This is a genomic window from Kangiella spongicola (assembly GCF_003194565.2).
Lineage (GTDB): Bacteria > Pseudomonadota > Gammaproteobacteria > Enterobacterales > Kangiellaceae > Kangiella > Kangiella spongicola.
Map to the genome: position 1 here is coordinate 65,981 of NZ_QICH01000001.1, position 19,849 is coordinate 85,829.

17 protein-coding genes are annotated in these 19,849 nt (G+C 43.4%); 11 read left to right on the plus strand and 6 right to left on the minus strand.

Features of this window, described 5'->3' with window-relative positions:
* Nucleotides 1–131: 131 nt before the first annotated feature.
* The 3 genes from DL796_RS00250 (at nt 132) to DL796_RS00260 (ending at nt 3,943) form a co-directional block, all read left to right on the plus strand.
* Nucleotides 132–1,931, plus strand: a complete 1,800-nt coding sequence (locus DL796_RS00250) for an IucA/IucC family protein (RefSeq protein WP_110198892.1) — start codon at nt 132–134, stop codon at nt 1,929–1,931.
* A gap of 6 nt (nt 1,932–1,937) precedes the next feature.
* A complete protein-coding gene (locus DL796_RS00255; RefSeq protein ID WP_110198893.1) occupies nt 1,938–2,564 on the plus strand; it encodes a GNAT family N-acetyltransferase in 627 nt (208 codons plus the stop codon).
* Between the two features lie 71 nt (nt 2,565–2,635).
* Entirely contained in the window at nt 2,636–3,943 is a 1,308-nt protein-coding gene (locus DL796_RS00260) for a lysine N(6)-hydroxylase/L-ornithine N(5)-oxygenase family protein (RefSeq protein WP_110198894.1), read from the plus strand.
* An 87-nt stretch (nt 3,944–4,030) separates the two neighbouring features.
* Here DL796_RS00260 and grxD read toward each other — a convergent pair whose 3' ends face one another.
* Nucleotides 4,031–4,360: a Grx4 family monothiol glutaredoxin gene (gene grxD, locus DL796_RS00265; RefSeq protein ID WP_046560841.1), complete on the minus strand. Its 330-nt coding sequence runs from the start codon at nt 4,358–4,360 to the stop codon at nt 4,031–4,033.
* A 242-nt stretch (nt 4,361–4,602) separates the two neighbouring features.
* Between grxD and DL796_RS00270 the strand changes: the two genes are divergently transcribed.
* The 3 genes from DL796_RS00270 (at nt 4,603) to DL796_RS00280 (ending at nt 10,201) form a co-directional block, all read left to right on the plus strand.
* The gene (locus DL796_RS00270) at nt 4,603–5,670 is read left to right on the plus strand and encodes an ABC transporter ATP-binding protein (RefSeq protein ID WP_110198895.1); all 1,068 of its coding nucleotides are present in this window, start codon (nt 4,603–4,605) and stop codon (nt 5,668–5,670) included.
* A gap of 336 nt (nt 5,671–6,006) precedes the next feature.
* Nucleotides 6,007–8,880: a ribonucleoside-diphosphate reductase subunit alpha gene (locus DL796_RS00275; protein WP_110198896.1), complete on the plus strand. Its 2,874-nt coding sequence runs from the start codon at nt 6,007–6,009 to the stop codon at nt 8,878–8,880.
* 79 nt (nt 8,881–8,959) lie between these two features.
* Nucleotides 8,960–10,201 (plus strand): ribonucleotide-diphosphate reductase subunit beta, encoded by a 1,242-nt coding sequence (locus DL796_RS00280; RefSeq protein WP_110198897.1) that lies wholly within the window; start codon nt 8,960–8,962, stop codon nt 10,199–10,201.
* Nucleotides 10,202–10,397: 196 nt separating this feature from the next.
* Here DL796_RS00280 and DL796_RS00285 read toward each other — a convergent pair whose 3' ends face one another.
* Nucleotides 10,398–10,937, minus strand: coding sequence for a hypothetical protein (locus DL796_RS00285; protein ID WP_110198898.1), 540 nt, complete (start codon nt 10,935–10,937; stop codon nt 10,398–10,400).
* A 204-nt stretch (nt 10,938–11,141) separates the two neighbouring features.
* Here DL796_RS00285 and DL796_RS00290 point away from each other — a divergent pair, with 204 nt between their 5' ends.
* Entirely contained in the window at nt 11,142–12,356 is a 1,215-nt protein-coding gene (locus DL796_RS00290) for a M24 family metallopeptidase (protein ID WP_110198899.1), read from the plus strand.
* 771 nt (nt 12,357–13,127) lie between these two features.
* Here the strand turns inward: DL796_RS00290 and DL796_RS00295 are convergent.
* Together DL796_RS00295 and DL796_RS00300 are read right to left on the minus strand one after the other, a co-directional pair.
* Nucleotides 13,128–13,676 carry a GDYXXLXY domain-containing protein gene (locus DL796_RS00295; protein WP_110198900.1) on the minus strand — a complete coding sequence of 183 codons (549 nt, stop codon included), beginning with the start codon at nt 13,674–13,676 and terminating at the stop codon, nt 13,128–13,130.
* Nucleotides 13,677–13,678: 2 nt separating this feature from the next.
* On the minus strand, nt 13,679–15,025 hold the full coding sequence (locus DL796_RS00300) for a DUF2157 domain-containing protein (protein WP_110198901.1): 1,347 nt from the start codon (nt 15,023–15,025) through the stop codon (nt 13,679–13,681).
* Nucleotides 15,026–15,352: 327 nt separating this feature from the next.
* Between DL796_RS00300 and DL796_RS00305 the strand changes: the two genes are divergently transcribed.
* Complete coding sequence (locus tag DL796_RS00305; protein ID WP_170114191.1) at nt 15,353–15,640, plus strand: potassium channel family protein; 288 nt, start codon at nt 15,353–15,355, stop codon at nt 15,638–15,640.
* A 76-nt stretch (nt 15,641–15,716) separates the two neighbouring features.
* Here the strand turns inward: DL796_RS00305 and sodB are convergent, their stop codons facing one another.
* Nucleotides 15,717–16,298 (minus strand): superoxide dismutase [Fe], encoded by a 582-nt coding sequence (sodB, locus tag DL796_RS00310; protein WP_110198903.1) that lies wholly within the window; start codon nt 16,296–16,298, stop codon nt 15,717–15,719.
* Nucleotides 16,299–16,534: 236 nt separating this feature from the next.
* Between sodB and DL796_RS00315 the strand changes: the two genes are divergently transcribed.
* The 3 genes from DL796_RS00315 (at nt 16,535) to DL796_RS00325 (ending at nt 18,551) form a co-directional block, all read left to right on the plus strand.
* Complete coding sequence (locus DL796_RS00315; protein ID WP_196597931.1) at nt 16,535–17,107, plus strand: fused MFS/spermidine synthase; 573 nt, start codon at nt 16,535–16,537, stop codon at nt 17,105–17,107.
* On the plus strand, nt 17,100–18,020 hold the full coding sequence (locus tag DL796_RS00320) for a spermidine synthase (RefSeq protein ID WP_110198905.1): 921 nt from the start codon (nt 17,100–17,102) through the stop codon (nt 18,018–18,020). The genes DL796_RS00315 and DL796_RS00320 overlap by 8 nt, the downstream gene beginning before the upstream one ends.
* Before the next feature lie 102 nt (nt 18,021–18,122).
* On the plus strand, nt 18,123–18,551 hold the full coding sequence (locus DL796_RS00325; RefSeq protein WP_110198906.1) for a helix-turn-helix domain-containing protein: 429 nt from the start codon (nt 18,123–18,125) through the stop codon (nt 18,549–18,551).
* Nucleotides 18,552–18,671: 120 nt separating this feature from the next.
* Here DL796_RS00325 and DL796_RS00330 read toward each other — a convergent pair whose 3' ends face one another.
* Nucleotides 18,672–19,847 (minus strand): trans-sulfuration enzyme family protein, encoded by a 1,176-nt coding sequence (locus tag DL796_RS00330; RefSeq protein WP_110198907.1) that lies wholly within the window; start codon nt 19,845–19,847, stop codon nt 18,672–18,674.
* Nucleotides 19,848–19,849 lie beyond the last annotated feature (2 nt).

The window sequence follows — 19,849 nt, forward strand, 5'->3', positions numbered from 1 at the left end:
TCCGAAAAGCTTGACGAGTTTCAAATAAGCGCAAAATTTATCATAAATAATTCTCAATTGCTATTGATAATGATTATCATTCGATCTACTGTAGCGCCTTCGCAATAACCCAATATTGAGAAGGAATTATTATGTTCGACTCCGCCGCGAACTGTTTTTTAAATGCGTTAGTACGTGAATTTGAGCAATGGGAATATGCAAAGCTGCCCCCAGAAGTCACACAAGCTAGTGGTTACCCTTATGGCTTTCGCTGTATTCTCGACGGTGAAAAATCTATCTATTTACCGCTAATCGAATACTCCTATTTCGGTAGAAGTTATATTTTTCATAAGCAGTACAGCTACAATCACACAGAGAAAACTTTTATTGAGTACGGTTTTTCGCAATTTCTTCAACTTCTCGGCCAGCATCTTGAAATGTTTACTGACACAAAGCTTGGTGAACCTCAGTTACAGAATCTACTCAAGGTTTTGCATCGAGCACATGAAAGCACCGTTAATATCAATAACGTTTTAACTCATAGACAAAATGACCTCGAGCGTATCTATAACCAAGACTTAAACTTTATCGATAGTGAGCAAAGCCTTTTAGTGGGTCACTCGATACACCCCTGCCCTAAATCAAGAAGTGGCTTTGATGAAGCCGATGAAAAGCTTTATGTGCCTGAATATGCAAACGAATTTCAGTTACATTGGTTTGCAGTGAAAAAGGACATACTTTTTGTTTTTGCCGGAAACGAGACCCCACTGGAGAGCTATTGCCATGACCTCGTAGTAAACAATCCCGAACTCAAGCAACTCGCAAACTCACTAAAATCAGACTTTGTGTTAATCCCTTGTCACCCCTGGCAGGCTAAGCATTGGAAAGCTAATAAACAACTAACAGAGTATTTTATAAATCACCAACTGGTAGACCTTGGCCCACAAGGGCCCGCTTGGAGCGCCACATCGTCACTTCGCAGCTTGTATCAGGCTGATGCCCCTTGGATGATTAAGTTCTCACTGAGCACTCAGCTCACTAACTCCGTTCGCCACCTGCAACCGGAAGAAATGATCCGCGGGCAAATCATTGAGAAGGTGCTGTCATCGAAAAAATTTCAAAAGATGGAGCAAGAAGTATCTAGCTTTAACATCATGCGCGAGCCAATCAGCATTGCGCTTAAAGGCATCGACGGCGAGGCCTTAGATAGTACCGCTATTATTTGGAGACAAAATCCTTTCTACCAGAATCTTAATCCTTCCGAGTCTACCGAAGTGTTATCGGGTCTTTTGCAAGATTTACCTAATTCGCCTGACAACCGACTAAGCCTGCGATTAAAAGCGCTGGCAGAAAAAAGTCAGTCAGAACCAAGCCACCTAGCACAAGCCTTCCTGCGAAATTTTTTACAGGTTGTGATAAAGCCAATCATCATCGCTCAGGCAAAATACGGTCTCTTGTTCGGCGCCCATCAGCAAAATATCGTGATCACTTTTGACTCACAGCTGATACCAATAAAAGCCTACTTTAGAGACTGCCAAGGCACCGGTTTCTCCTCCCTAGCAAGGGAGCTTTATGGCGAAGAGTTGCTTAGCGAAACGATAAACAGCGGCAATCTATTTGAAAGCGATACCGTGATTCACCTTTTTGCTTACTACTTAATGCTGAACTCTTTCTTTAACACCATCAGCAGTCTCACCCTCCCCAAGCTATTAAGTGAAGAAGCAGCGCTGGATATTTATCGAGAGTTTTTATTGCAACTTAAGGCCGAAAACTTACCTGATCCACGAGTTATTGATTACCTACTGGACTCTGAATATATCTGGTCAAAAGGTAACTTCTTCTGCAATTTGCACGATATTAATGAGAACACTATGGCCGATCCTTTCAGTATTTATCACCGACTTAAGAATCCTTTATATGCTTCTTTTGAGTCGATTGGCAGTGTCGCCTAAGGAGGTATGATGCAACCATTAGAATCTAACGAAATCATCCAGCCTTCACCTTTTAAGCAATACCCAACGGAGCATTTATACTGCTATACAGATACGGTATGTGAACAAGAATTCGAAATCCGTAAACTGGATATCGAGCAACACTTAGATCTTTTCCACCGTTGGCATAACCAGCCCTATGTCTATAAGTTCTGGGAGCTTAATCAATCCAAGTCCGAGCTAAGGAAATACCTCGAACGACTGACAAAGCAGGCATACATAGAGCCATGTATTGGTTATATCAATCAGACTCCCTGTGCCTATTTCGAAATTTATTGGGCTTTTTTCGATCGCATCGCACCATTTTGCGACGCCACTCTGTACGACCGAGGTTATCACTTACTCATCGGCGAGAAGCAGTATTTGGGACGCCACAATACCACTTTATGGCTCAAGCTCGTCAATGACTTCATCTTTAAGGGTGAACCCAAAACGAAACGTATCGTTGGTGAACCCCGAGCTGATAATAAAGGCTTATTGAAATACCTAAGCCAAACGGGCTTTGTCAAAACCAAAGAGTTTGATTTCCCACATAAACGAGCGGCTCTTATCGAATGTCACCGTGATCGTTTTTATCGAGATTTTACGCTTTAAACCTTAGCTATCACATAAAAAATTGAATCTAAGCATTCAGCAAAAATTATTCTACGAAGGAAATAGACATCATGAACACTAAAGATCTAGTCGGGGTCGGAATTGGCCCCTTTAATTTGTCCATCGCAGCTTTATGCCACGACAACCCACAGCTCGAGGTAGCCTTCTACGACAAGAAACCGAGCTTCTGTTGGCACCCAGGTATGTTGCTTCCGAATACTTACTTGCAAACATCTTTCTTAAAAGATCTAGTCACGGCGGTAAACCCACAAAGCCCTTTTAGCTTTTTGGCCTATTTAGTCAGTAAAAAGCGCTTTTATGCCTTCCTTAATCAAGAGCGACCAGCCATTAGTCGTCACGAATATAATGATTATTTACAATGGGTTAGCAGGCAGCTCCAGACTCTAAACTTTAACCAAAGAATCGAGAAAATTGATTTCAACAATGACACTTTTGAAGTCTATTTAGAGCAAAATACGGCACCAGTTATAAGCAAAAACTTATGTTTAGGTACGGGCAAACGCCCACATATTCCAGCTGCTGTAAAAGCCCAGTACCACAAGGAAAACTGTTTCCACGCCATAGAAATGGCGAATCACAAACGTGATTTTACCAATAAGCGCGTCACTGTAATTGGCGGTGGTCAAAGCGGGGCCGAAATATTCTTGCACCTTCTCCAAGGGCACGATGGCGAGCCGCAAGAAATTAACTGGGTTTCCCGTCGTAGTAACTTTTTACCGATGGATGAAACCTGCTTTACTAACGAATGGTTTTCACCAAAGTATATCGACAGCTTTTTCCCGCTACCGTCGCAGGCCAAAACTCAAATTGTCGACGAGCAGAAACTAGCTTCAGACGGCATCTCAGAGTCAACCTTGAAGAGCATCTATGAATGTTTGTATGACAAAAAGGTCGCTGGCGAACAGCAGAATTACCGCTTAAGACCTAACCGTGATCTAACCGCCGCTTACCTGTCTAATGGGCTTGTGCTTGAAGCTCATAACAAATTCGATAACACCACTGAGCATTATCATAGCGATATCATCATCCTCGCCACCGGCTTTGAAAACGCTCTACCCGAGTATTTAGAGCCGATTAAGCATCGACTGGATCTGAATAATGAGCAACAATTCCATTTGAACCGAGACTACTCAATTCGTTGGGATGGACCGCAAAACAACAAACTCTATGCTTTAAACGCGGGACGATATAGTCATGGTATTTCAGAGCCACAGATGAGCCTCATGTGTTGGCGCTCGGCAACTATCGTCAATGATTTATTAGGCCGTGAGTATTACGACTTGCAAGATGATTGCTCTTTTGTTGAATGGCGTAACCCAACACCTTTCGATGCTACCCAGCATAAGCTTTCGGCTTAATACTTTTAATTACTGACAAAAAAGTCACACAAAAAAGCCGCATCAAGTGCGGCTCTTTTGTTTTGCTTATGTATTGCTCGATAAAGCTTACTCAGGCTTCTTGCCGTAAGACTCGTCCAATACTTGCTGTAATTCGCCTTGTTGGAACATTTCTAAAATAATGTCACAACCGCCGATTAGCTCACCGTCTACCCATAATTGTGGGAAAGTCGGCCAGTTAGCGTATTTTGGCAACTCAGCGCGAATGTCTGGATTTTGCAAAATGTCTACGTAAGCAAATTCGTGGCCACATTCCATTAACGCCTGTACTGCCTGGGCAGAAAAGCCGCACATAGGAAGTTTTGGCGAACCCTTCATATACATCACGACTTTATTGTCGGCAATTTGCTGCTTAATCTGCTCGATAGTTTCGCTCATGGGATCCTCAATTAACTAGTTACACTCTGTTTAAGTGGCGGCGATTATAACGCTTTTCAAGACGCTTTAGCACCCCTAGCCAAGGATTCTTTATGATTCAGATCAATAGCTCCCAACAATTTCTTTGAAAAACAATTACTCAGGGTGTAAATCCGAATTATTTCCAACTAAAACTAGGCTTATTGTGCTCGGATGGTTACAATGCCAACCTAAATGATAATGAATACCACTTCAATTAGCGCATGAGCAACCAACAGCCTCTACTTCAGCTAGACAAAGTTGAATGTCGTTATGGCGATCAAGTCATCGTTAAAGACGTTAGTTTCACCTTAAATCAAGGCGATAGCGCGTGTTTACTCGGTGCGAGTGGTTGTGGCAAGACGACGCTACTACGCGCCATTGCAGGTTTAGAGCCGATTTTTGATGGTTCTATACGCATTCACGGCGAAGAGTGTTCTAACGCCAACTTCCTGATGCCCCCGGAAAAGCGCGGGCTAGGTTTAGTCTTTCAAGATCATGCCCTATTCCCTCATTTAACCATTTTTGATAACGTCGCCTTTGGCTTGCGTCACCTCAAAAAACATGAAAAAGCCAAGCGCGTCAAAGAGTGTCTTGAACTGGTTGGCCTGGCCGATATGGCTGAGCGTTATCCGCACCAACTCTCTGGCGGCCAACAGCAGCGTATCGCGCTTGCGCGCACGATTGCGCCAAAGCCGAAACTTATCCTGTTAGACGAGCCTTTCTCTAGCCTCGACACTCACCTACGCCGCTCTCTTGCGCGTGAGCTAAAAGAGGTACTAGCCGATCAAAATATCGCGCACCTTCTCGTGACCCACGATCAGCAAGAAGCTTTCGCCATGTCGGACTATATTGGTGTCATGCACGAAGGTAGCTTATTGCAATGGGACAGCCCTTATAACTTGTATCACAAGCCACAGGATGCCCAGATCGCGTCTTTTATTGGCGAGGGCTACTTTATCGCTGGTAAAATTTGCGAAAACACAGATACGGTAGAAACTGTTCTCGGCACTTTTGACATTGCAAACGGTTCAGGTTTTGCGGCCGAGCAAGATGTCCTAGTCTTAATGCGCCCAGACGACCTAAAGCCCAAGGCAAATTCAAAGCACCATGCAAAGGTCAGCCACAAGGTATTTAAAGGCGCTATTATTGAGTATGAGCTTGAATTACCGAACAAAGAACGCCTAAAAGCCATCTTCCCGAGCCACTATGACTATGAGCTATCACAAGATATAGGGTTCGACTTAGATATCAAGCACCTTATCGTCTATCCGAACTTAATTTCAGTCTAAAAATGTAAAAATAAAAAAATAGTAAAAAGCGCTTGATCACGCGCAAATGCAGACGGCACAAGGGCTTAAAAGTTACCCCACCTTTTCACACAAGTTATCCACAGCTAATTACACAAGATATGCTCTTGCTTCTAATGCAAAAACGCACTATCTTGTATCTATTGGCTTCTGGCATACAATATATGGTGAGTTAACAAGTTGTCCTAACTCGTTGATTTATAGCCAAAGCGCATTAATTTTGTACAAATAACAACCAAAAACCTGTATTCACCTAACGATTTAACTCCTATGGACTATAAATCGTTAAATAAGCATCAAGAGGTCTGTGGAGGCAAGATGGAAACCGAAGTCAGCAAAGCACAACAGTCAGCTGCATCAACCCAAACCCAACATTCGGACGCAAGCCCAGAAATCCAAGCGAATAAGCCTGGAGAACTTCGTGTAATTCGTCGTAACGGTAAAGTAACACCGTATGACGATAGCAAAATCGAAGTGGCAATGACGAAAGCGTTCCTAGCCGTAGAGGGTGGCAACGCAGCAGCGTCTTCACGCGTGCATGAAACAGTCCGTCAACTGACTAAGCACATTACTGAAGCATTTGAACGTCGTATGCCTGGTGGTGGCACCATTCATATCGAAGACATTCAAGATCAAGTTGAGCTTGCTTTAATGCGTAATAGTGAGCAAAAAGTTGCTCGCGCTTATGTTTTATACCGTAACGAACGCGCTAAAGAGCGTGCTGCTCGCGACAACGATAAGCTTGATGCTTTAGTTGGCGACAATGCCGTTACTGTGACTGGCGCTGATGGCAAAGAAAAGCCATTAGATGTTCAGCGTTTACACACAGTCGTGGTTGAAGCTTGTAAAAACCTTGACGACGTTGATGCTGATCAGATTATCAAAGATACCATGCGTAACTTGTATGATGGCGTGGCTTTAAGCGACGTTTATCAAGCGCTAGTGATGACAGCTCGCACCATGATCGAAGTCGAGCCAAACTACTCATACGTAACAGCACGTTTATTGCTCGACAATATCCGTACTGAAGCTTTGCGTGAGTTGAAGGTCACTAAGCGTGCGACGCAAAGCGAAATGACAGCGATTTACCCGCAAGCCTTTAAAGCATACTTAGAGCTTGGCGTAGAGCATGAATTACTAAGCCCTGAGCTTCTGTCTTTCGACCTTGAGAAATTAGGCAACGCAATCCAAGCGGATCGCGACTTATTGTTCACATATCTAGGTATTCAAACCCTATACGACCGCTACTTTATCCATAAAGACGAAGTTCGTATCGAGTTACCACAGGTATTCTGGATGCGTGTTTCTATGGGTCTTGCGATTAATGAAGAGAACCGTGAAGAGCGCGCGATTGAGTTCTATAACATTCTTTCGACGTTCCACTACATGAGTTCTACGCCTACCCTATTTAACTCAGGCACACTACGTCCACAGCTTTCGAGCTGCTACTTAACAAACGTTCCGGATGACCTTGAAGGCATTTATGGCGCTATTAAAGATAACGCCCTACTGTCGAAGTTTGCGGGCGGCTTAGGTAACGACTGGACACCAGTTCGTGGTCTTGGCGCTTACATCAAAGGCACCAATGGTAAGTCGCAAGGTGTAGTTCCTTTCCTAAAAGTAGCGAACGATACCGCTGTAGCTGTAAACCAAGGTGGTAAACGTAAAGGTGCTGTTTGTGCTTACTTAGAAACGTGGCACATCGATATCGAAGAATTCCTAGAGTTGCGTAAAAACACCGGTGACGATCGTCGTCGTACGCACGATATGAACTCTGCTAACTGGGTACCAGACTTATTCTTGAAGCGTGTCAGCACTGACGGCGAATGGACATTGTTCAGCCCAGACGAAGTACCAGATTTGCACGACCTATACGGCAAAGCGTTCGAAGAGCGTTATGAGTACTACGAAGAAATGGCGAAGTACGGCAAAATCAAAACTGCCAAAACCATGCAAGCCAAAGATTTGTGGCGCAAAATGCTATCGATGTTGTTCGAGACAGGCCACCCATGGATTACCTTCAAGGATCCATGTAACTTGCGCTCGCCACAGCAGCATGCAGGCGTTGTACACAGCTCAAACCTATGTACAGAGATTACGCTGAACACCAAAGCTGGCGAAGAGATTGCTGTATGTAACCTAGGTTCGGTTAACCTGCCTAAGCACATGGTTGATGGCAAGTTAGACACTGAGCAGCTAGAGAAAACAGTTACTACCGCTGTTCGTATGTTGGATAACGTGATTGATATTAACTTCTACCCAGTAGAAACAGCGCGTAAATCTAACATGCGTCACCGTCCAGTCGGTCTAGGCATGATGGGCTTCCAAGATGCCTTGTACGTACAGAACATTGCTTACTCGTCTGAAGACGCCGTAACTTTCGCCGATAACGCGATGGAAGCGATTTCTTACTACGCGATTAAAGCATCGACTGACCTTGCTGAAGAACGCGGTACTTATGAAACTTTCGCTGGATCGCTATGGTCGCAAGGCATCTTGCCGCTAGACTCGATTCAGAAACTAGTCGAAGAGCGTGGTGAAGAATTCATCGAAGTTGACACCAGCAGCACAATGGACTGGGATTCGCTTCGTGAGCGCGTACAGAAAGTGGGTATGCGTAACTCTAACGTTATGGCTATCGCACCAACGGCAACGATTTCAAACATCACAGGTGTTTCGCAATCTATCGAGCCGACGTACCAAAACCTATATGTGAAATCGAACCTTTCGGGCGAATTCACAGTCGTAAACCCATACATGGTTCACGAGCTTAAAAAGCGCGGCTTGTGGGACAACGTTATGGTTAACGACTTGAAATACTACGAAGGTAGCTTGCAGGCCATCGACCGTATTCCACAAGAACTGAAAGACTTGTTTGCTAACGCCTTTGAAATTGAACCAAAGTGGTTAGTCGAGTCAGCGAGCCGTCGCCAGAAATGGATTGACCAAGCTCAATCATTGAACCTTTACATGAGCGAACCATCGGGTAAAAAACTTGATATGGTTTACCGCATGGCATGGTTCCGTGGCCTTAAAACTACTTACTACTTGCGCTCAATGGGCGCGACAAGCACAGAAAAATCGACCATCAGTGATGGCAAGCTAAACGCAGTATCATCAGCAGCCCCAGTCGGCTCCACTGCTCCAAAAGCTTGCGCCATCGATGAGCCAGATTGCGAAGCTTGTCAGTAACACTATCGGGGAGCCTATCGCTCCCCTTTTTTAGACGTTTAACGAATTAGCAACACAAAGAAATAAATGAGGTAGAAATATGTTCAACTGGGACGACTACGAAAAAGAAGAAAAAGCGGAGCAGAAAACACCGCCACAACAGCCAAAGGCAGAGCCTGCGCAAAAGCCTGAGCCTGTAGCCACAGCAAAGCCAGCGACTAAAGAGTATGTTGAGCCGGAAGCTATGGACAACGTTGCCAAAGCTCAAGCCTCGCTTGAAAACCTTGACGTAGCCCCTGGTTTGGAAGAACTTGAGATGGGCGCTGAGCGTATCGAAGTTGACGACAAGAAAATGATCAACTGTCGTGCTGACTTGAATCAGCTTGTTCCGTTTAAGTACGACTGGGCTTGGCAAAAATACCTCGATGGTTGTTCAAACCACTGGATGCCACAAGAGATCAACATGACTAAAGACGTTGCGACTTGGAAAGACCCGAACGGTCTAACTGACGACGAACGTAAAATCGTCATGCGCTCGCTAGGTTACTTCTCTACTGCCGACTCATTGGTTGCTAACAACCTAGTACTCGCAATTTATCGCCTAATCACAAACCCAGAGTGTCGTCAGTACATCTTACGTCAAGCGTTTGAAGAAGCGATCCACACACACGCTTATCAGTACTGTATTGAATCTCTAGGTATGGACGAAGGCGAAGTCTTCAACATGTACCGTGAAGTTCCGAGCATCGCTAAAAAAGCAGCCTGGAGTATTAAGCATACTCAAGGTATCTCGAATCCAGCGTTTACAACTGGTACGCCTGAAGCGGATCAAGAGCTTCTGAGAAACCTTATCGGCTTCTACTGTGTTACCGAAGGTATTTTCTTCTACTGTGGCTTCACTCAGATCCTATCAATGGGTCGTCGCAACAAGATGACTGGTGTTGCTGAGCAGTTCCAATACATCTTGCGTGACGAATCGATGCACCTAAACTTCGGTGTTGACGTGATTAACCAAATCAAGTTGGAAAACCCACACCTTTGGACTGAAGAGTTCCAAAAAGAAGTGACGCAGATGATTCTAGAAGGCACTCAGCTAGAAATCGAATACGCTCGTGACACTATGCCACGCGGTGTATTAGGCATGAACGCCAACATGATGGAAGAATACTTGCAGTTCATCTGTAACCGTCGTTTAGCCCAGCTAGGTCTTCCTGCACAGTTCAAAAACGTCTCAAACCCATTCCCATGGATGAGCGAAATTATGGACTTGAAGAAAGAGAAAAACTTCTTTGAAACTCGAGTAATCGAATATCAAACAGGTGGCGCCCTATCTTGGGACTAACCTGATTCGCTGTTACGTGCCACATAAGTTGATATTTGGTCACATAAAATGATATTGCTTTTAAAATCAATTGTTTTTTAAAAGTAATACTCTTGGGGGAACTGAGAGGCTCCTATAAGCCTCTCAAACAAAAGCCTGACAAGAAATTGTCAGGCTTTTTTTGTTTATACTTGCAAGAAGTTAATCTTTACTGCCCCTAAGTGAATGCCTTCCAACATACCGCTGTAACTACGCCCACAATGACAACCACACCAACCCAGCCATACTTGGTATTTGTCTTTTGCACTGCAGAAGTGTACTGGCTTGCTTGGTCTGTTTGACTTGCCGGTCTAGCCTTCTGAGGCGTTACTTTTGGCGCGGCCTGAACTTCAACGGGTTGCTTCGAGTAAGTGCCGTCTGAGATCGTGGTGGAGTTGAACCTTCGGTTATGCATTTGCTTAACCTTTTCTTCGAGAAAGCTTCTATTGGCTTCTTTATCAAGAAGTGACTCAGACAATGTGGGCATGTTGTTCCAGAACTCTTGAGCTTCTTGTGGCATATCTTCAAAGCTCTCATAAGTGGTTCCATTGTATTCATAAAGTGTTTGCCCGTCGCTCAAGTCCTGAAACTTAAACTCCATCAATTCACGGATATTCTCTTTTTGATCCTCTGGAACCTCATCTAAACTGGTGTATGTTTTACCGTTAATCGTTATGCTGCTGTTGCTGATAGTGGAGGATGTGTATTTTGAATTCATAGCCTTCCCTGCTTTTCCTTAAAGTTCGCTATATTTTGCTGATTATTTTAGATTTTCTCAAGATGATTTTGTGTGCTAATAATCTTCGCCTAAACCATAGCATGACTTCCCTTGATTTATGTCTTTTATGTTGAACACTTTGTAGAACCCAATACAATAGGCAGCACTCTAATTATTAGCTGTCGATAGACACGAGGAGTCGATATGTTGGCACCGGGAATAGGCGGAAAAACGCCTGAGCAAGCTTTGGCGTCGCTGAGCGATATGATGGCGGATGTAGCGCCAATCACTGTAGATGAACATTTGAGTCGCATAGAAAAAGTACAAGAGTACATGGTGTCCAAGGGCATTGATGCGCTGTATTTAAACGCTGGCACTAACCTTACTTATTTTTCGGGCCTGCGCTGGTATCCGAGCGAGCGTTTGGTTGGAGCTATTCTGCCGGCGAAAGGCGAGATTCAATATATTGCGCCTGACTTTGAGGTGGGTAGCTTGAACGGCTATATGATGATCGAGGGCCCGATGCACACGTGGCTTGAGCATGAATGTCCATACACCTTAGTAAAGTCTGTGTTACAAGGGCTAGGCCTAACAGAGACGGCGACTCTTGCTGTGGATGAGGCTTCACCCTACTTCTTAGTCGATGGCTTAAAGCAGGCGATGCCTGATGTGACCATTATTAGCGGTCAACCTCTTACCTCACACTGCCGTATGTGTAAGTCCAAGCATGAGATTGCGTTAATTCAGCGTGCGATGGACATGACGCTTGAGGTTCATAAAGCAGCAGCCAGTATCTTAAAAGAAGGTATTAGTACCGCAGAGGTGGTTTCATTCATCAACGAAGCACACAAAAAAGTAGGCAGTACGGGCAGTTACTTCTGCATTGTGTTATTCGGCGAGGCAACCTCATACCCGCATGGCGTGAAGCACGAACAGTATCTAAAAAAAGGCGATACGGTGCTGATCGATACAGGTTGTAAGGTTCATGGTTATCTTTCCGACATCACGCGTACTTATGTTTATGGCGAGGCGAACGACCTGCAAAGAACAACGTGGCAGCATGAAAAAAATGCTCAGCTAGCAGCCTTCGATAAGGCTCAGATTGGTAACAATTGCGAGGATGTTGATGAAGCGGCTCGTTCATACTTAACCGAGCAAGGATATGGCCCTGATTATAATTTACCGGGATTGCCTCACCGAACTGGACATGGTATTGGTTTAGAAATTCATGAAATGCCGTACTTGGTTCGCGGGGATAAAACCCCTCTTGCGCCTGGAATGTGTTTCAGTAACGAGCCGATGTTGGTTATTCCAAAAACCCTTGGCGTTCGTTTAGAAGATCATTTTTATATGACTGATACAGGGCCTAAATGGTTTACAGAGCCTAGCCACAGCTTAGATAACCCCTTCGGTCTTTAAAAATCCTTAGCAGCTCCTTCTACAAACAGAAGGAGCTCACCTTTCTCTTTGCTCACCTTTCTCTTTGCTCACCTTTCTCTTTGCTCACCTTTCTCTTAGCCCACTCACTTCTGTTAATTCACAATCTACAATTTAGGGTTCTTCTCTAAGATGTACTTAATGCCATCTTAGTAAAAACTAACGCTCGATAAGGCTCTCTACCCTTAGAGATATGAAGCTCAAACACTTTTATAACTTGAGGTCTGTTCTTAGGCAAATAAGCTAAGCAATCTTTGCGTGATAGAGAAAAAGGATTCCGAATGATTTGATAACGATTGAGGTGATAATTAAAAAGTCTAACAGCGCTGTTTTGTTGTTCCGAGTGCGGTAGTTTTATTGTCACATTTACTTCGGTGCTTGCAGCGAAACTAGGAGCTGAGAAATAAATGCTGAAAAGTAATATGCAAAAGGTAAGTACTTTATTCATAAGTGGCACCGCGCTATGGTCTGAAAGCGATACCGATGGCTCATCAGCTGATGAAAAATAATTAAATCTTGTGACTTAGTTTGGGGCAGTGTTGCTTGAAGTTTACCAAAAAAAATTGTGCTCACGCTGTGTGAGGAAGGTAAGACTGAATATGTCCTTGAAACTGCTTTTCCACTCTTCGGGAGAGTCATCTTCATATGAAATTAGACTATCTAATGGAATGCATAACTTCAAGTAATATAGCGAGTGTTTAACCCGTTAAATGTAACAAACTATAACGACCGCAGATTTACCCCTGATACACTTTATTTAGGCTGTCGAATATAATCCATGATCGTCATTCCTTCGACATACAGTTCTTTTAAGGTAGCCTTTCCATCTAACACACTTATTTCTGCATAAACGTTTTCTTCTTGCTGGCGTCTACGTACAGTTCTTTCAATTATAGGCGCTGCATCTTCAGGTGCGTAGTAGCGGTTAAAGGGGATTTTCACATTGTACCCATGCTCGATATTCCCCCACCCGACCTTGATTTTGATATAGTCTCGCTCAGAGCTTGGTTCTTCTTTTACTAATTTAGTGAACGTTGCAAACCCTGAGTCATTTTCTGCAAGGAGAGCATAAGCCCATTCACCACGCTGTAATATTTCATCAGAAGGAATTGGCTCTGCATTAATGTTATAGGTCAAAGTTACGTAACGTCCACGAAAGGGATCATAGGGATCAATCGGCTGAGTTTCGAATCTATATACCGTGCCTTCAGATAAAATCTGATTTTGTTCATAGATCATATAGCCCGGTACAGCCAGTTGAACAACGCATAATACAAGCAATAAAAGTTTTATGTTCTTCATGCTTACCCCTCCACACTTTCTGCTTGTTGTTTTTTCTTAAACCAAACATTGGTTGCTATAAAGGCACAACCTATGATGATGAAGATAACGCCTTTATACACGAAGGGAATGTCGCTATCGAAAAATCTAAATATAACCAGCAAGCTGAACCAGATTAACCCACCATTGAGTAACATTAATTGCCCTCGATTAACCCCTTGTAGCATCAAGAGAACCGATCCTATAAGAATGTAGAGGTTAGAAGAGATAACAAAAACGCTTTCGTTAAATCTAAAGAAGTAGCCGATGAGGCCAAAGAAGACAAAAACTAAACTCGTTAAGGCAACCCAGTTTGAAGCTGAGAATTCTTGGTAGCGCCTTGCTATAAAGATAGAGGTCAAAATCAGGGAGGCAATAAAGAATCCAATAATGGCATATTCATTAAAACTCATGGCATTTTCTACTTGCCATAAATCGTAAGGCAACGTTCGGCCATACCAGGTGAACATTAAGCTCACAACGCCAATTATGAGAATCCCAAAACTGCTCGGCGCATTACTCCAAAAGCCATCTTGCTCTAAACCAAACAGCCAATAGCCGAGAGCATAAAATGCACACCCCATAGCGAGAGTTATGTATATTGCCCAGTTATCCAGCGGTGAAGCATAGTAACTACTACCGTAAATGATTGAAATAGTTAAACTTATCAATGCCACCCACAAACACCAGTGTAAGAGTATACGACTCTGTTGCTGATAAAGGTGGTATAAGTGCGGGATGAGAACGATATAAAACAACCAATAAGGCTCACGCTCAAGGCAACATAACCATAAAATAATGCCGCAGATAAGCATTAACGTCGTGCCAGACCGTAAGAGATATACGATGGGGAGAGTTAAAAACAGCCAGACCACTAAGAAGCGCTCTAAATCACCGTAGATATGATAGGTTTGACTAATCAGAGCAATGCTAGAAGCTACCGCAAAAAAAAGTAATACCGCGCCAGACTCTCTCACAGCTAGTGATTGAGGTTTATATTGAACGCCATACCAACACAAACTCTGTGCCAGAACTAAGGGTAAAAAAGATAAGAAGGTGCGCGTGGTTTTTCCAAAGTGCTCCCAGTTGTGTGCTAATAGGAGAATTATTCCACCACCGATCAGTAACGAACCTAATGACACCAGAAGTATATTACTCCAGCTAGAAGACCTGCTATGGCCAGGGGAAACACAGATACTTTGATAGCGCTTTAATAATGTATCTCGAGCATTTGGCTCAATTAATCCTTCATCGAGCCAAGAGCTAGACTCGCGTTCAAACCACCTTAATTGTTCTGAGGAAATTGTTTCTTGCTTGCTGTTATTGTTCATCTATACCCCCTATAGTTATTTCACTATACACCAACTCGTTAGCTCATCCCATCTTCTTGAGTGATACGATTAAGAGTTATAACTCACTGATAAACATCGATTTAAAGCCCCTCTTTCACTATCTGTTCTTCTAAACTTTACCAGCTTCGTGATATAACAGACTCAACTATTTCGAACTAGGTTCTGTTTATGGTGTTAATTTTAGCCACATCGCTTCTTGTTATCTCTCTGTGCGTTATATCCCACTTAGAGTCTTTGCGCAGGATTACTATATTATGTGATTGGTTAAATATTAAAGGCCGTTATCGCATAACCATAAGTGTTCTTGTGGCGATCTTGTCGCACACTATCCATGTTTGGTTATTTGGTCTCGCATACTTTTTTATTCTCAGCTTAGAAAAAGCCAACCAAATAGTAAGCCTAGATGGGCCCGTTTCCAGTTTCTTAGACTGTGTTTACTTCTCTTTCGCCAATTATACCAGTTTAGGCTACGGCGACTTAGTCCCCGAAGGGCCTATTCGCTTTATGGCAGGAACGGAAGCGTTAGTTGGGCTTGTGTTTATTGCATGGACGGCTTCGTTTCTTTACTTGAAAATGGAGCAGTATTGGAAGTGATATACGAAAAAGCCCAGCAAATGCTGGGCTTTTTTAGATACTTTGCTACTGTCTAACAGAAGCAGTAACGCTAGGATTATGCGAAGTTTTTAGCCGCAAAGTCCCAGTTCACAAGCTCCCAGAAGTTTTTCAAGTATTCTGGACGAGCGTTACGGTAATCTACGTAATAAGCGTGCTCCCACACGTCAACAGTCATTAACGGTGTAATACCTGCGTCTGTGATTGGTGTATCAGCATTGCTTGTGTTTACGATTTCTAGCGAACCTGAAGCGTTTTTCACCAGCCAAGTCCAGCCAGAACCGAAGTTACCCGCAGCGCTTGCTGTGAATTTTTCTTTAAAGTCTGCGAATGAACCGAATGCCGCGTTGATCGCGTCAGCTAGTGCGCCAGTTGGCTCACCGCCACCGTTAGGGCTTAAGCTGTTCCAGTAGAACGTATGGTTCCAAACTTGTGCTGCGTTGTTGAAAACACCACCTTCAGAAGAACGAATAATCTCTTCTAGCGACTTACCTTCGAAATCTGTACCTTCAATCATCTTGTTCAAGTTAGTGACGTAAGCATTGTGGTGCTTACCATAGTGATAATTGATGGTTTCTTCAGAGATGTGTGGTGCTAGTGCATCACGTCCGTAAGGTAATTCTGGTAATTCAATTGCCATGATAATCTCCTGATTTATTCACGCTATAAATATAAAGTGTCTATTCTAACACGTTCAATATACCGACCCAATAGAATAAAATTAATAAGGTTATTAATGATTTATAACTTCTTCACAAACCAACGAAGCTTTGACATTTAGCTTCATTCCCTTATTATCAAGTGAACCAATAAATCCAATAATATTCTATGAACAGTCTAGTACTTATATGCGCCTTCATTATGGGTTTTTCAATCATGACGGTTGAACTTTTAGGCGGAAAAATTTTGTCACCTTATTTCGGCGGTAGCGTCTACGTCTGGGGGAGCATCATCACCATCTTCATGCTTGCCTTGTCGATAGGCTACCTTGTGGGCGGCAAGTTGTCGCTAAAAGAGCCCAACACCCGCAAATATGGCGTTATTTTTATCGTAGCCGCGATTACCACCTTACCACTGGTGATTTGGCACGCAGAGTTATCGGACTGGGTATTTATGCAGATAGAGGATCCGCGTTACGGTTCTCTAGTCACGTCGCTAATCCTATTCCTCGTACCCACAACCATTATGGGCATGGTCGCGCCGTATTCAGTCAGATTATTAGTCGCTAACGCTGAAAGTAGTGGCCAAACGGCTGGCTTTTTATACTTTGTATCGACCTTAGGTAGTGCGCTTGGCACTATTATGACGTCTTTTTACTTGGTGCTGTGGTTTGAGTTAGACAATATTTTATACGGTGTGACTGTGGTCTTAGCGCTCGTCGGGCTTGTTGCGATACTCTTTCCTAAACCACTTCCTAAAGCTGAAAAAGCGGAGCTTTCCCATGAGTAAGACCCTTTCCTTTAGTAAATACAAAATTATTTCATTATTCGCGCTACTTTTAGGCTCACTCCTAATCCCAGCGACTAGTCAGGCTAAAATTCTGGAAGAAAAACGCTCCTTATATCAAAACGTTTACATCATAGATGACATGGGTTTGACTTGTATGCGCTTTCGCAAGAAAAGCCACAATGATCTAAGCCAATCCTGTATTTTTAATGACACGCCAGAATACCTTGTCTTTGACTATTATAAACTCGCCATGGGCGCGACCTTCTTCTTAGAAGACCCAAAAGATATGCTGATCATAGGTCTTGGCGGCGGCGTATTAGTTAATCGCTACAAAGAAGTCTATCCCAAAGCCAATATCACTTCGATTGAAATTGATGACGTAGTAGCACAAATGGCTCGTAAATATTTCAATTACACCGATGAAGGCGAACAGTATGAAACCCATGTTCGTGACGGCCGTGTTTTTATCAAAAGAGCCCTAAGAAAAGACAAGCGCTACGACTTTATTTTACTCGACGCTTTTAATAGCGACTATATCCCTGAGCATATGATGACTAAGGAGTATCTTGAGGAAGTTAAAGGTTTGCTCAAACCTGGCGGCATAATTATGGCCAATACATTCAGCTCAAGCGCCCTGTTTCATCATGAATCCGAAACCTACCATCAGGTATTTGGCGAACTCTATCAGATCCACTTTGATGACGAAAAGACCAACCGCGTTATCGTCGTCAGTAATGAAAAGCTTCCTAGCAAAGAAAAGCTTCTTAAAAAGGCGAACGAGTACAAGCCATTACTATCGCCATACGGTGTAGATACCTTAAAAGTATTCGATGCGATTAGCGGTGAGGTCAACTGGGACACGGATGCAAAAGTATTAACCGATCAGTATTCACCTGCTAACTTATTGAAATAATTATATTATATTTACTGTCGCCCCACTGGCGGGCGCTTGTCGTCACCGTCAGAGGCTGATTTATGGATAATTTCCTCCTGAAACAGCACTAAGGAGAAAACAATGATTGTTAAAAAACTGCGCGAAAAGAAACAATGGTCACAAGAGCAACTTTCAATACTAAGTGGCATTAGTGTTCGCACTATTCAACGCATTGAAAGTGGCAATCGCGCTAGTTTGGAATCACTCAAGTCTCTCGCTGCTGTTTTCGAAACTGATATCGAAACATTACAAAAGGAGATTATCGTGATAGATAAAAGCACAGAAGAGTGGAAAGCAAAACCGTTTTGGTTACGGTTCAACCTAGTGGGCATTAGAAAGCGTTCGCACTTAATATTCTTGGAGTACGCTTTTGCCATTTTGGGTTTAGTTGCATGGCTTGGCGCTATATTTTTCGAGTCGAGCTTACAGCCGTTTGCCCCCGCACTTTTCTTTAGTGCCTATATTACCGCTTGCACCATCCGCAAAGCTGATCAAGACAAGGTCTGGTAAATCCACTAGGTAATAAAAAAAGGCGCTGAAACAGCGCCTTTTTTATTAATTCTACCCGCCTAAAAATAAGGATTTTTATTCCTAGGCGAGGAGTAGCAATACATAGACTGCCACGGAGCACTATTTTTGAAGAGCTTGATCTAAGTCCTCAAGAATATCATCAATATCTTCAACACCCACCGACAAACGAACTAGGTTATCTAAAATACCGATTTCTTGACGAATCTCATGTGGTACTGAAGCGTGCGTCATTAATGCTGGGTGATTCGATAAACTTTCGATACCACCTAAGCTTTCTGCCAGCGTGAAGATTTTTAGTTTCTTCATAAACTCGTGTGAGTTTTTAGCTGCTTCTTCTTCGGTGTCACCTTTAACCAGAACAGAAACCATACCACTAAAGCCTTTCATTTGGCTTTTCGCCAGTTCGTGCTGTGGATGTGATTCCAGACCTGGGTAGTAAACTTTATCAATCTGCGGGTGGTTGCTTAAGAACTCAGCCACTTTCTGACCGTTTTCGTTATGCTGGCGCATACGAAGTGCTAATGTTTTTAGGCCACGAAGTGCCAAATAGCTATCGAATGGGCCTTGTACCGCGCCTGCTGAGTTGTGCAAGAACGCCATTTGCTCACGCAATTCATCATTATCACCAACAATTGCAACACCGCCAACCATGTCAGAGTGACCGTTGAGGTATTTAGTCGCCGAGTGCATGACGATATCAAAACCAAAGTCTAAAGGCGTCTGGTTGAATGGTGTTGCGAAGGTATTATCCGCTACAGCGATTAAGTTATGCTTCTTAGCGAAATCTGCAATCGCTTGCATATCAACCACTTTCAGCATTGGGTTAGTTGGGCTTTCAACCCAGATCATTTTAGTGTTTGGTCTAAGCGCTTTTTCTAAATTGCTTAAATCAGACAAGTTCTCAAAGCTAAAATCTAAGTTTGCAGTACGCTTACGAACTTTGTCGAATAAACGGAAAGTACCGCCGTATAAGTCGTCCATCGCAATCACGTGTGAACCAGCGTCCAACAACTCAAGAATGGTGCTGGTAGCCGCCATTCCCGAAGCAAAAGCGTAACCCTGCTTACCGTTTTCTAAATCAGCGATACAACGCTCATAGGCCATACGAGTTGGGTTCTGACTACGCGAATACTCATAACCAGTGTGCTCGCCTGGCGCTGGTTGCGCATAAGTCGAAGTCGTGAAGATTGGTGGCATTACCGCGCCTGTGATTGGCTCTGGCTTTTGGCCAGCGTGGATAGTGCGGCTGGCGAACTTAAATTTCTTGTCTGACATAT

Excerpts from the sequence above, each read along its gene's own strand:
- DL796_RS00255 (WP_110198893.1), top strand. The coding sequence starts at position 1,938 with ATGATGCAACCATTAGAATCTAACGAAATCATCCAGCCTTCACCTTTT.
- DL796_RS00320 (WP_110198905.1), top strand. The coding sequence starts at position 17,100 with ATGAGTAAGACCCTTTCCTTTAGTAAATACAAAATTATTTCATTATTC.
- DL796_RS00275 (WP_110198896.1), top strand. The coding sequence starts at position 6,007 with ATGGAAACCGAAGTCAGCAAAGCACAACAGTCAGCTGCATCAACCCAA.
- DL796_RS00330 (WP_110198907.1), bottom strand. The coding sequence starts at position 19,847 with ATGTCAGACAAGAAATTTAAGTTCGCCAGCCGCACTATCCACGCTGGC.
- sodB (WP_110198903.1), bottom strand. The coding sequence starts at position 16,298 with ATGGCAATTGAATTACCAGAATTACCTTACGGACGTGATGCACTAGCA.
- DL796_RS00260 (WP_110198894.1), top strand. The coding sequence starts at position 2,636 with ATGAACACTAAAGATCTAGTCGGGGTCGGAATTGGCCCCTTTAATTTG.
- DL796_RS00300 (WP_110198901.1), bottom strand. The coding sequence starts at position 15,025 with ATGAACAATAACAGCAAGCAAGAAACAATTTCCTCAGAACAATTAAGG.
- DL796_RS00285 (WP_110198898.1), bottom strand. The coding sequence starts at position 10,937 with ATGAATTCAAAATACACATCCTCCACTATCAGCAACAGCAGCATAACG.
- DL796_RS00325 (WP_110198906.1), top strand. The coding sequence starts at position 18,123 with ATGATTGTTAAAAAACTGCGCGAAAAGAAACAATGGTCACAAGAGCAA.
- DL796_RS00250 (WP_110198892.1), top strand. The coding sequence starts at position 132 with ATGTTCGACTCCGCCGCGAACTGTTTTTTAAATGCGTTAGTACGTGAA.
- grxD (WP_046560841.1), bottom strand. The coding sequence starts at position 4,360 with ATGAGCGAAACTATCGAGCAGATTAAGCAGCAAATTGCCGACAATAAA.
- DL796_RS00315 (WP_196597931.1), top strand. The coding sequence starts at position 16,535 with ATGACGGTTGAACTTTTAGGCGGAAAAATTTTGTCACCTTATTTCGGC.
- DL796_RS00270 (WP_110198895.1), top strand. The coding sequence starts at position 4,603 with ATGAGCAACCAACAGCCTCTACTTCAGCTAGACAAAGTTGAATGTCGT.
- DL796_RS00290 (WP_110198899.1), top strand. The coding sequence starts at position 11,142 with ATGTTGGCACCGGGAATAGGCGGAAAAACGCCTGAGCAAGCTTTGGCG.
- DL796_RS00295 (WP_110198900.1), bottom strand. The coding sequence starts at position 13,676 with ATGAAGAACATAAAACTTTTATTGCTTGTATTATGCGTTGTTCAACTG.
- DL796_RS00280 (WP_110198897.1), top strand. The coding sequence starts at position 8,960 with ATGTTCAACTGGGACGACTACGAAAAAGAAGAAAAAGCGGAGCAGAAA.